Source organism: Paenibacillus sp. FSL R7-0272 (genome assembly GCF_037969905.1).
Classification (GTDB): Bacteria; Bacillota; Bacilli; order Paenibacillales; family Paenibacillaceae; genus Paenibacillus; species Paenibacillus polysaccharolyticus.
Window position 1 is genome coordinate 5,589,872 of the sequence record NZ_CP150221.1, and the last position, 12,052, is coordinate 5,601,923.

The 12,052-nt window shown below is 48.4% G+C and carries 4 protein-coding genes, 11 tRNA genes and 3 rRNA genes; 1 reads left to right on the forward strand and 17 read right to left on the reverse strand.

What is annotated here, in order from left to right; translation table 11 throughout:
• Positions 1 to 118 precede the first annotated feature (118 nt).
• The 3 genes from MKY23_RS24550 to ppc all read right to left on the reverse strand — a co-directional run bounded on the left by MKY23_RS24550 (position 119) and on the right by ppc (position 4,483).
• A complete protein-coding gene (locus MKY23_RS24550; RefSeq protein ID WP_090924355.1) occupies positions 119 to 733 on the reverse strand; it encodes a zf-HC2 domain-containing protein in 615 nt (204 codons plus the stop codon).
• A 135-nt stretch (positions 734 to 868) separates the two neighbouring features.
• Entirely contained in the window at positions 869 to 1,435 is a 567-nt protein-coding gene (gene sigW, locus MKY23_RS24555; protein WP_090924356.1) for an RNA polymerase sigma factor SigW, read from the reverse strand.
• Between the two features lie 255 nt (positions 1,436 to 1,690).
• Entirely contained in the window at positions 1,691 to 4,483 is a 2,793-nt protein-coding gene (ppc, locus tag MKY23_RS24560; protein ID WP_154960784.1) for a phosphoenolpyruvate carboxylase, read from the reverse strand.
• A 580-nt stretch (positions 4,484 to 5,063) separates the two neighbouring features.
• Here ppc and MKY23_RS24565 point away from each other — a divergent pair.
• A complete protein-coding gene (locus MKY23_RS24565; RefSeq protein ID WP_253491062.1) occupies positions 5,064 to 5,405 on the forward strand; it encodes a WGxxGxxG family protein in 342 nt (113 codons plus the stop codon).
• A gap of 243 nt (positions 5,406 to 5,648) precedes the next feature.
• Here MKY23_RS24565 and MKY23_RS24570 read toward each other — a convergent pair.
• The 14 genes from MKY23_RS24570 to MKY23_RS24635 form a co-directional block, all read right to left on the reverse strand.
• Positions 5,649 to 5,719, reverse strand: a tRNA-Gly gene (locus MKY23_RS24570).
• Positions 5,720 to 5,730: 11 nt separating this feature from the next.
• Positions 5,731 to 5,804 (reverse strand) — tRNA-Pro (locus MKY23_RS24575).
• A 16-nt stretch (positions 5,805 to 5,820) separates the two neighbouring features.
• Positions 5,821 to 5,897 (reverse strand) — tRNA-Arg (locus MKY23_RS24580).
• Between the two features lie 6 nt (positions 5,898 to 5,903).
• Positions 5,904 to 5,978 (reverse strand) — tRNA-Gly (locus tag MKY23_RS24585).
• 11 nt (positions 5,979 to 5,989) lie between these two features.
• Positions 5,990 to 6,070 (reverse strand) — tRNA-Leu (locus tag MKY23_RS24590).
• A gap of 12 nt (positions 6,071 to 6,082) precedes the next feature.
• Positions 6,083 to 6,155, reverse strand: a tRNA-Lys gene (locus MKY23_RS24595).
• 9 nt (positions 6,156 to 6,164) lie between these two features.
• Positions 6,165 to 6,239, reverse strand: a tRNA-Gln gene (locus MKY23_RS24600).
• A gap of 8 nt (positions 6,240 to 6,247) precedes the next feature.
• Positions 6,248 to 6,323: transfer RNA gene (locus tag MKY23_RS24605), tRNA-Val, on the reverse strand.
• 40 nt (positions 6,324 to 6,363) lie between these two features.
• Positions 6,364 to 6,435: transfer RNA gene (locus MKY23_RS24610), tRNA-Glu, on the reverse strand.
• A 10-nt stretch (positions 6,436 to 6,445) separates the two neighbouring features.
• A tRNA-Thr gene (locus tag MKY23_RS24615) sits at positions 6,446 to 6,518 on the reverse strand.
• A 3-nt stretch (positions 6,519 to 6,521) separates the two neighbouring features.
• Positions 6,522 to 6,597 (reverse strand) — tRNA-Asn (locus MKY23_RS24620).
• 84 nt (positions 6,598 to 6,681) lie between these two features.
• A 5S ribosomal RNA gene (gene rrf / locus MKY23_RS24625) occupies positions 6,682 to 6,798 on the reverse strand.
• A gap of 150 nt (positions 6,799 to 6,948) precedes the next feature.
• A 23S ribosomal RNA gene (locus MKY23_RS24630) occupies positions 6,949 to 9,874 on the reverse strand.
• A 334-nt stretch (positions 9,875 to 10,208) separates the two neighbouring features.
• Positions 10,209 to 11,764 (reverse strand): 16S ribosomal RNA (locus MKY23_RS24635).
• The 16S, 23S and 5S rRNA genes sit together here with 11 tRNA genes alongside, the layout of an rRNA operon.
• Positions 11,765 to 12,052 lie beyond the last annotated feature (288 nt).

The following is a 12,052-nucleotide window of genomic DNA, read 5'->3' on the forward strand; positions in this document are numbered from 1 at the left end:
AAACTGCATATAAGCTTCCTTTTCGTACTTTCTCTGTCATTTAGGCAATAAAAAAAGAGCACCCCACGCAATTCGGAGGTACCCTGCTTGGTATATACCCGTGAAGTTATACCCTGACTTAGCGGTAAGCCACTTCATTTACCATATTGGTTATTTTGTACCAAAACCAGTCCAGCGCCTGATCAATACTTTTTACCTGACCTGACACGTGCGCTGTAGAAGCTTGAAACAGTTGTCCGTCGATGACCGTCAGATTGCCATTCACATCACCATACACCTGAGCGGTTCCATTCTCTATCGTAAGATCGCCAGCAACTGACTTACCTTCTGGAACAATAACCGTGTTGCCTTGAATCACGAGCTGATCCAGACTGTTCCCCTTAACGACCATTTCGTTGTTCTGATTCCAGAAATTGAAGGCGCTAAAGAGCATCACGACCAAAAAGAAGGCTGCCGCCGTCAGCGCGGGATGTCCTTTGACCCATCTGAGCCATACTTGTTGTCTCTTGGGCTGTGGCAGAGCATTCATAATTCGATTGGTCAGCTCATCCGAGGCAGACGGTGAATAATGTTTCATGGCAAAGAGTAGCATTTCCGTCTGTTCCAACTCTTTAAAGCGCATGCGACAATCCGGACAGATCAACAAATGGCTTTTCAATTCAGTTTTCTGATCCGGGGACAACGACTCATCCAAACATTCATGCATTAAAGAGACGGCCGAGTTGCAATCCATATGAGAGCCAATCCTTTCCTTAGACACTTAGTCCATACACCTGCAAAAAGCATGCATAAGACTTGCATACATTTCATACGCACCCGTTTCGGATATGTTTCAAATAATTTTGCCCAAAATTTCGGGTGATTGTGATTATAACTTATATTCTAGTTTTTTGCGCAGAAAATCACGGCCCCGGTGCACCCTTGTCTTAATCGTTGTTACGGGCATACCTGTGACATCACTGATCTCCTGTAATGACAAGTCCTGTAAATATCTCAAAACCATAACGGACTTATACTTGGCTGGTAAGCTATCAATCGCCTCACGGATGAGGGTCTGTGTTTCGGAAAGCAGTGCTTCACTCTCTGGTGTTCGATCATCACTAGGAAGCATTGCGTAGCCGTCAGATCCTTCTTGATCATTCAGTTCTGCATCAAGTGAGTAAGAAGGTTTCTTTCTCCGTAACCGGTCAATGCACAAATTCGTTGCAATCCGATAGATCCAGGTCGAGAATTTCTGATTCGGATCATACTTTTCCATATTTCGAAACACACGCAAAAACGTCTCCTGAACAACATCCTCCGCTTCGTGACGGTTGCTCAGCATCCGATATGCCAAATGAAACAGCTTGTCCTTGTATAATTCAACGATTTCTGCAAAGGCTCTCTGGTCTCCCTTGAGTACCAGCTTCACAAGCCTGTTCTCCAAATTGTCCACCCTGATTCCCCCAGACATGCTGATGGGTCTTCCGTCTTCTGATACCCGTCCACACTTGTAATTCACCAATCAAATCGTAAATCAACTTTGGTCAAAAATCAAGACTGTATGACAAATATCCTCCAAAAACAGTAAAAACGGGAACTCCCTAAGGAGTCCCGTCTAATCTCTCTTTTCAAAAGAAGAGATAGATATTTATTTTATTACATAAATCATTCATCATATGAACGTTGTGAATGATCCTTTGATCAAACATCAGCCTGTATTCCGCAATCCTGCTGCAATACCATTAATGGTCAACAATACTTCACGAAGTAGTTCGGTATCATCCTCACCACGTTCCCGCATGTCACGCAGTTCACTTAGCAACTGTACTTGCATGTAGGAAAGTGGATCAACATACGGATTACGCAAACGAATCGATTCCTGAATTACAGGTACATCATCCAGAATTTCAGCTTCACCTGTAATTTTCAGAATCAGCTCTTTGGTAAGCTTAAACTCCGATTCGATCTGACCAAAGATACGGTCACGAGCTTCTTTATTGGAAGTCATAGCCGAATACTCTTTAGCAATCACGAGATCTGCTTTGGCAACCGCCATTTGCACCGTATCAATCAGCGTACGGAAGAACGGGAAGTTAGCATACATTTCTTTCAGGACGTTCAGGTTCTCCTCTTTGCCCTGATAGTAACTTTGCAACCCCGTACCTGCCGCATACCAAGCCGGAAGCAAGTAACGGCTTTGTGTCCAGGCAAATACCCAAGGAATCGCACGCAAGTCTTCAAACTTGTCACTGCCCTTCCGTTTGGATGGACGTGAACCAATATTGAGTTCGCCTACTTCTGGAAGCGGCGTAGACTCTTTAAAGAACGTGAAGAAATCCGGGTCACGGAAAATGAGATCCTGATACTTCGTCAGTGACACTTCCGAGATGTCCTTAATAATCTCATCCCAAGCTTGCTCTGACGCCGACTCTTGCGGCTCCAGACCATTCAAAGCCGCTGTGATTAGCGCCGAAGTAGCCTGCTCCAAACTGCGGTAAGCAATTCCTTGGAGAGAATAACGAGATGAAATAACTTCACCTTGCTCCGTAATTTTGATGCCGCCGCCAATCGTATGAGGAGGCTGTGCAAGAATACTACGGTTCAGTGGCATGCCGCCACGTCCGAGCGCTCCGCCGCGTCCGTGGAAGAATTTCAGCTTCACACCATGCTCATTGCCTACAGCCGTAATCGCATTCATCGCTACGCGCAGTTCCCAGTTTGCCGTAACTACACCGCCATCTTTATTACTGTCGGAGTATCCAAGCATAATTTCGTGCAACTCATTACGTCCAGTCACGCTTGCACGATATATAGGTAAGTTAAACAACCGTTGCATAATTTCCGATGCTGCATGAAGGTCGTCAATCGTTTCAAACAACGGAACAGCTTGCAGTGTAGAGATCACTTCACCGTTTGCCCCTTTGGAGAACAAACCAACCTCTTTGGCAAATACCATCACTTCAAGTAGATCACTTGCTCCTTGTGTCATACTGATCAAGTAACTCGTGATACAGCCTGTACCGAACTCATTCTGTGCACGCTTAATTGCGCGGAAGACATCCAGACACTCTCTCGTTCCTTCCGTGTACTGATGATACGGGGAAGTAAGTGGTCTTGGATCATCCAGCAAACGAGCAAGCAGATCGATTTTTCCGTCTTCTGTCAGACGTGCATAATCGTCTACAATGTTCATTTTTGCTAAAATTTCCGACATCGCACTTTCATGCTCTTTGCTGTGCTGACGCACATCCAGAGCAGCGGTATGGAATCCGAAAAGTTCAACCTGACGAATCATTTTACGCACTGTAGTATCTGCTACATAGTCAGCAAAATGATGACGCAAGCTACGGTCGATAATTAACAGATCATCAATCAGATCTTGAGCGTTCTGGTAGCGATCCGGCTGACCAACCTTGTTCTCATCAAGGACATTGTTCAGCTTGGCAATCATGTAGGCCAGTTTAATGCGATAAGGCTCTTTTTCATTACGCCAAATGTCCACTTTTTTCAAAGTAACACAGTTGCGATCCTGCTCAATCGACTGCGCCAGTTCATCCGAGATATGAATGATGTTGGTGCTGAAGCTGAGGTGTCCCATAAGTTCAATCATAATCCGCTGATACTCACGCAAAGCGAGCTTACGTTGCATGAGAAGCGTTTGCCATGTTACATCTGAAGTTACCGATGGATTTCCATCCCGGTCTCCACCAATCCAGGAACCGAAACGCAAATACGTCGGCACATGCCAGTCATGGTCTGGATAAAATTTATTCAGGCAACGTTCCAGTTCCTGATATACATCCGGAAGTACGTGGAACAACGTTTCATGAAAGTAATACATCCCGTTCCGCACTTCATCGAGTACAGTCGGTTTGCGATCGCGAAGCTCATCTGTCTGCCAGAGCGTAATAACCTCATTCAACAGTTTCTCACGCAGTTGTTCACGTTCACGCAACGTCAGCGTAGGATTGTCCAGTAGCATGACATCTTCAGAAATCCGTTTATGGATATCCAGAATAACCCGGCGCATCGCTTCTGTCGGGTGAGCTGTCATCACGAGTTCCAGTGATAAATCATCCAGAATCTCTTCTACTTCGGTATGAGACAATCCACGTTCTTTTAGGTCCTGTACTGCCTTTTCAATCGAACCTGGCTGTACAGCATCTCCCGCAGAACGCTCATAATCCCGTTTACGCCGAATCCGATGGTTTTGTTCAGCAATATTAACTAATTGAAAATAAATAGCGAAAGCTCGAATAACCTGATGACGATTGTCCGAGTCTAATTCCTGGATCATCGTTTTGAACTCTTCATACAGTTCTGGCAAAAACTCTGCACGCAACGATTTGCTCGTTTCCCGAATCTTCTCAACGACATCTAGAAGCTCCGTGCCTCCTTGATGGACAAGAACTTCTCCGAGTATGTTGCCCAGGAACCGCACGTCTCGCCGAAGCAGGTTGTTGGATTGGCTTTTGCTGGCGGTTACCGTAGTTTCAGTCATGCTTATCCTCCCATCTGATCGTTCCATTCGTACACGTAAATTTGACACCTTCATAACATCATACAATAAAATGGTACGAAAATCTTTATTTTTCTACTAGTAAAAATGGGGATTATCCCCGAAATACATCACAAAAACACGCTTTTTTATTCATTTTCTTGTTCTGCTTCTATGAATAGCCATATGCTGTCGCATGATACCTTTTTCACGTACTTTTTATACCTTGAACATCTCATAACTAATCTAAAAAATTCATAATTATGCAGTCACATTATTCTAGGTTTTGGAATACGGAAGTAGGCTTTCAATTCTCCAGTTTTAGCATTCATGGATAACAGGCGCTCCTAAGAAACATGACCGGCAAAGCAAGCTTTTGTATACTTTACCACACTGACGCAATGAATTAAAGAGAAATTTCGATTTTCTAACACTTACCGTTGTCTTTAGACATATTTCTTATGTATTTCACAGTAAATTTGTTTGTCCCCCATAACTTAACACTCCTCCTGCTACATAATGTTCTTGTGTATTTGGGCAGATTACTTGATAGTTCGTACAACATAAAGGAGGAGTTCACATCATGAAAAAAGCCACAACCATTATTGCTTCCATGTTAGTCGTTGCCGCAATGGCTGGTTCTGCAGGTGCTGAGGGCCATATGACCAACGGGATGGATACCAACGGTTCACGTGTAAAGTCTTATCAGAATAGCAACTACATGGACCGTACAAACAGCAACTTGAACATGAACATGGATGGTAACTACCGTACCAATGGGGATTACCGCACTAACAGTGTACGTACAAATGCAGCTACAACAACAGACCGCGACAACGGAATGGACTGGGGATGGCTTGGTTTGCTCGGGTTGCTGGGACTGGCCGGTATGCGTAAGAGAGCAACTGATCATCACGAGCGTTAATTGATTGGTTCTTTTGTGAAAAAAAGGACCTCCGCTACTAAGCTGGTCATCACTGACCTTTAGCGTAAAGCAACATAAAAGAGCCGAACCCGTTGTGTACTGCTTCACACAATGGATTCGGCTCTTAGATACATACAAGGCCGATCTGTGCCTTAGATCGCCTCCTAACACGATATATCAACGTTTCAGATTCATTACAAAAAAAGTCTCTGCTATAAGTGCAGAGACTTTTTTGAATCAGTAAGCGGGTGATGGGAATCGAACCCACGCTATTAGCTTGGAAGGCTAAAGTTCTACCATTGAACTACACCCGCATAAACAAAAATCGGGATGACACGATTTGAACATGCGACCCCCTGGTCCCAAACCAGGTGCTCTACCAAGCTGAGCTACATCCCGATATGAAAGGTAATAATGGCGCGCCCTGAGAGATTCGAACTCCCGGCCTTTTGATTCGTAGTCAAACGCTCTATCCAGCTGAGCTAAGGGCGCAAATATTGGAGCGGAAGACGGGAATCGAACCCGCGACCCTCGCCTTGGCAAGGCGATGCTCTACCGCTGAGCCACTTCCGCAAAATAAGGGATGCGCGTGGAGGGACTTGAACCCCCACGTCAAAGACGCTAGATCCTAAGTCTAGTGCGTCTGCCAATTCCGCCACACGCGCATGTAGTAAAAGTGAGTCATGAAGGATTCGAACCTTCGACACCCTGATTAAAAGTCAGGTGCTCTACCAACTGAGCTAATGACTCATATTAAAATGGCTGGGGATATAGGATTTGAACCTATGCATGACGGAGTCAAAGTCCGTTGCCTTACCGCTTGGCTAATCCCCAAAAATAGATGGTGGAGGCTGAGGGGATCGAACCCCCGACCCTCTGCTTGTAAGGCAGATGCTCTCCCAGCTGAGCTAAGCCTCCATCTTTGGGATGTTCATCCCTAAAACATTAGATAAAACTATGACCCGTAGGGGATTCGAACCCCTGTTACCTCCGTGAAAGGGAGGTGTCTTAACCCCTTGACCAACGGGCCCCATTTGCAGAGCTCTCAACCGGGATCGAACCGGTGACCTCATCCTTACCATGGATGCACTCTACCTACTGAGCTATGAGAGCAAATGGCTCCCCGAACAGGACTCGAACCTGTGACAACTCGATTAACAGTCGAGTGCTCTACCAACTGAGCTATCAGGGAATAATATGCATTTGCAGTGCAAATGCAATTCATCGTACAACGTCCACATGCAGAGCCTGTTTTCTATGTATGATGAAAGAGTTCGCTTGGCGGCGTCCTACTCTCCCAGGACCCTGCGGTCCAAGTACCATCGGCGCTAGAGGGCTTAACGGTCGTGTTCGGGATGGGTACGTGTGGAACCCCTCCGCCATCGCCACCAAACGCGATTGGTCGAAGCATAGCTTCTTCCATATCAATCAGAACTGAAAATCAACCACACATTCCGTGATGTACCGATTTTCACTTCATTCAGAGTGTTGTTCTCTGAAAACTAGATTCGAAACGAAACGCACGCGATTTAAAACTTGCATATTGGATAAGCCCTCGACCGATTAGTACTGGTCAGCTCCATGCATTGCTGCACTTCCACCCCCAGCCTATCTACCTCGTCGTCTTCAAGGGGTCTTACATACTGGGAAATCTCATCTTGAGGGGGGCTTCACGCTTAGATGCTTTCAGCGCTTATCCCGTCCGTACATAGCTACCCAGCGGTGCTCCTGGCGGAACAACTGGTACACCAGCGGTACGTCCATCCCGGTCCTCTCGTACTAAGGACAGCTCCTCTCAAATTTCCTACGCCCACGACAGATAGGGACCGAACTGTCTCACGACGTTCTGAACCCAGCTCGCGTACCGCTTTAATGGGCGAACAGCCCAACCCTTGGGACCTACTTCAGCCCCAGGATGCGATGAGCCGACATCGAGGTGCCAAACCTCCCCGTCGATGTGGACTCTTGGGGGAGATAAGCCTGTTATCCCCAGGGTAGCTTTTATCCGTTGAGCGATGGCCCTTCCATGCGGTACCACCGGATCACTAAGCCCGACTTTCGTCCCTGCTCGACTTGTAGGTCTCGCAGTCAAGCTCCCTTATGCCTTTGCACTCTTCGAATGATTTCCAACCATTCTGAGGGAACCTTTGGGCGCCTCCGTTACTCTTTAGGAGGCGACCGCCCCAGTCAAACTGCCCACCTGACACTGTCCCCGCACCGGTTTACGGTACCAGGTTAGAACCTAGATACGATCAGGGTGGTATCCCAACGGTGCCTCCACGCAAGCTGGCGCTCACGCTTCAAAGGCTCCCACCTATCCTGTACAGATCGTACCCAAATTCAATATCAAGCTGCAGTAAAGCTCCATGGGGTCTTTCCGTCTTGTCGCGGGTAACCTGCATCTTCACAGGTATTAAAATTTCACCGGATCTCTCGTTGAGACAGCGCCCAAGTCGTTACGCCATTCGTGCGGGTCAGAATTTACCTGACAAGGAATTTCGCTACCTTAGGACCGTTATAGTTACGGCCGCCGTTTACTGGGGCTTCGGTTCACAGCTTCGGATTGCTCCTAACCACTCCCCTTAACCTTCCAGCACCGGGCAGGCGTCAGCCCGTATACTTCGCCTTACGGCTTCGCACAGACCTGTGTTTTTGCTAAACAGTCGCTTGGGCCTTTTCACTGCGGCCCCCTCGTGCTATTCACACTACCGGGGCACCCCTTCTCCCGAAGTTACGGGGTCATTTTGCCGAGTTCCTTAACGAGAGTTCTTCCGCGCGCCTTAGAATTCTCTTCTCGCCTACCTGTGTCGGTTTGCGGTACGGGCACCTTCATCTGGCTAGAGGCTTTTCTTGGCAGTGTGAGATCATGACCTTCGCTACTGTAATTTTCACTCCCCATCACAGCTCAGCCTTACGGTTAGCGGATTTGCCTACTAACCAGCCTTACTGCTTGGACAGGCATCCATCAGCCTGCGTCACTACCCTACTGCGTCCCCCCATCGCTCGTAACGATTTACGGTGGTACAGGAATTTCGACCTGTTGTCCTTCGACTACGCCTTTCGGCCTCGCCTTAGGTCCCGACTTACCCTGAGCGGACGAGCCTTCCTCAGGAACCCTTAGGCTTTCGGCGGATCAGATTCTCACTGATCTTTTCGTTACTCATACCGGCATTCTCACTTGTATAATGTCCAGCGCTCCTTACGGTACACCTTCAACCCTTATACAACGCTCCCCTACCCCTGATGCAAAGCATCAAGCCATAGCTTCGGTGGTGTGTTTAGCCCCGTTACATTTTCGGCGCAGAGTCACTCGACCAGTGAGCTATTACGCACTCTTTCAATGGTGGCTGCTTCTAAGCCAACATCCTGGTTGTCTGTGCAACTCCACATCCTTTCCCACTTAACACACACTTGGGGACCTTAGCTGATGGTCTGGGCTGTTTCCCTTTTGACAATGGATCTTAGCACTCACTGTCTGACTCCCGGAAGTAAGTCTATGGCATTCGGAGTTTGACTGAGCTTGGTAACCCTTGCGGGCCCCGCACCCAATCAGTGCTCTACCTCCACGACTCTGTTTTCCGAGGCTAGCCCTAAAGCTATTTCGGGGAGAACCAGCTATCTCCGAGTTCGATTGGAATTTCTCCGCTACCCCCACCTCATCCCCGCATTTTTCAACATGCGTGGGTTCGGGCCTCCAGTGCGTGTTACCGCACCTTCACCCTGGACAGGGGTAGATCACCCGGTTTCGGGTCTACGTCCACGTACTATGGCGCCCTATTCAGACTCGCTTTCGCTGCGGCTCCGGCTCTTCACCTTAACCTTGCACGGGAACGTAACTCGCCGGTTCATTCTACAAAAGGCACGCCATCACCCCTAAAACGGGCTCTGACTTTTTGTAAGCACACGGTTTCAGGTTCTATTTCACTCCCCTTCCGGGGTGCTTTTCACCTTTCCCTCACGGTACTGCTTCACTATCGGTCGCTAGGAAGTATTTAGCCTTGGCAGATGGTCCTGCCGGATTCATACGGGGTTTCACGTGCCCCGCACTACTCGGGATCCGTCTCGGAGGGAACAGACTTTCAATTACAGGGCTTTTACCTTCTTTGGCGGGCCTTTCCAGACCTCTTCGCTTAACCGGTTCCTTTGTAACTCCATGTGAGACGTCCCACAACCCCAAAGAGCAAGCTCTCTGGTTTGGGCTTCTCCGCGTTCGCTCGCCGCTACTGACGGAATCACTATTGTTTTCTCTTCCTCAGGGTACTTAGATGTTTCAGTTCCCCTGGTATGCCTCTACTTGCCCTATGTATTCAGACAAGAGTAACTGGATATTACCCCAGCTGGGTTTCCCCATTCGGACATCCCCGGATCAAAGCTTGCTTACAGCTCCCCGAGGCAGTTTCGTTGTTCGCCACGTCCTTCATCGGCTCCTAGCGCCTAGGCATCCTCCGTGTGCTCTTAGTAGCTTAACCATTGCGCTCGTGTTCGAGCTGTCACTTCCCTTGGTTTGCTTGCGCAAAGCCAAAAGTCGTTCCATTTCGATCACTCGCTCCAGCAATCTACCTTATAAAACACTTCACTTGTTTACACAAGATCAGCTTAAAGGAATGTTCTAATTCGCGTTTGTTTCGTTTCGATATCTAGTTTTCAAAGAACAAATCGTTTCGTTCGGGCCGTTCACGGATGTGTCGGTCGAACAAACGAGAAGTTTTGAGAGTTTGAGCTCTCAAAACTGAGCAACGAGTGAGTGGTTTGCAGCTGAGCTGCATATTTGAATGTTTCCACGCGGGAAACGATTCTCCATAGAAAGGAGGTGATCCAGCCGCACCTTCCGATACGGCTACCTTGTTACGACTTCACCCCAATCATCTATCCCACCTTCGGCGGCTGGCTCCTTGCGGTTACCCCACCGACTTCGGGTGTTATAAACTCTCGTGGTGTGACGGGCGGTGTGTACAAGACCCGGGAACGTATTCACCGCGGCATGCTGATCCGCGATTACTAGCAATTCCGACTTCATGCAGGCGAGTTGCAGCCTGCAATCCGAACTGAGACCGGCTTTGGTGGGATTGGCTCCATCTCGCGATTTCGCAGCCCGTTGTACCGGCCATTGTAGTACGTGTGTAGCCCAGGTCATAAGGGGCATGATGATTTGACGTCATCCCCACCTTCCTCCGGTTTGTCACCGGCAGTCTATCTAGAGTGCCCACCCGAAGTGCTGGCAACTAAATATAAGGGTTGCGCTCGTTGCGGGACTTAACCCAACATCTCACGACACGAGCTGACGACAACCATGCACCACCTGTCTCAACTTTCCCCGAAGGGCACCTGATGCATCTCTGCTTCGTTAGTTGGATGTCAAGACCTGGTAAGGTTCTTCGCGTTGCTTCGAATTAAACCACATACTCCACTGCTTGTGCGGGTCCCCGTCAATTCCTTTGAGTTTCAGTCTTGCGACCGTACTCCCCAGGCGGAGTGCTTAATGTGTTAACTTCGGCACCAAGGGTATCGAAACCCCTAACACCTAGCACTCATCGTTTACGGCGTGGACTACCAGGGTATCTAATCCTGTTTGCTCCCCACGCTTTCGCGCCTCAGCGTCAGTTACAGCCCAGAGAGTCGCCTTCGCCACTGGTGTTCCTCCACATCTCTACGCATTTCACCGCTACACGTGGAATTCCACTCTCCTCTTCTGCACTCAAGTCACGCAGTTTCCAGTGCGATCCGGGGTTGAGCCCCGGGATTAAACACCAGACTTACATGACCGCCTGCGCGCGCTTTACGCCCAATAATTCCGGACAACGCTTGCCCCCTACGTATTACCGCGGCTGCTGGCACGTAGTTAGCCGGGGCTTTCTTCTCAGGTACCGTCACCTTGAGAGCAGTTACTCTCCCAAGCGTTCTTCCCTGGCAACAGAGCTTTACGATCCGAAAACCTTCATCACTCACGCGGCATTGCTCCGTCAGGCTTTCGCCCATTGCGGAAGATTCCCTACTGCTGCCTCCCGTAGGAGTCTGGGCCGTGTCTCAGTCCCAGTGTGGCCGATCACCCTCTCAGGTCGGCTACGCATCGTCGCCTTGGTGAGCCGTTACCTCACCAACTAGCTAATGCGCCGCAGGCCCATCCCCAAGTGACAGATTGCTCCGTCTTTCCAGTTCTCTTCAGGCGAAGAAAACAAGTATTCGGTATTAGCTACCGTTTCCGGTAGTTGTCCCAAGCTTGAGGGCAGGTTGCCTACGTGTTACTCACCCGTCCGCCGCTAACCATCAGAGAAGCAAGCTTCTCTTCAAGTCCGCTCGACTTGCATGTATTAGGCATGCCGCCAGCGTTCGTCCTGAGCCAGGATCAAACTCTCCAATAAAGATGAATTTCGCAGCGTCGTTAAACGCGGTATAACTCATCGGGGTATTGAAAAGAGCGATAAGCTCATTTTGAATCTGACGAGATTGAAAATCTCATTTGTGTTCCAGTTTTCATACAGCCAGATGGCATGTACCAAAAACCTTCACGTCATTCTGCAAGCAGAATGTTTACTCACTCGTTGTTCAGTTTTCAAAGATCAAACATAATTTGATGCGTTGTTTTTCATATTGTCGTCGTTTCAGCGGCGACTTTTATAATGTAACACATCCACGTTTTCTTTGCAAGC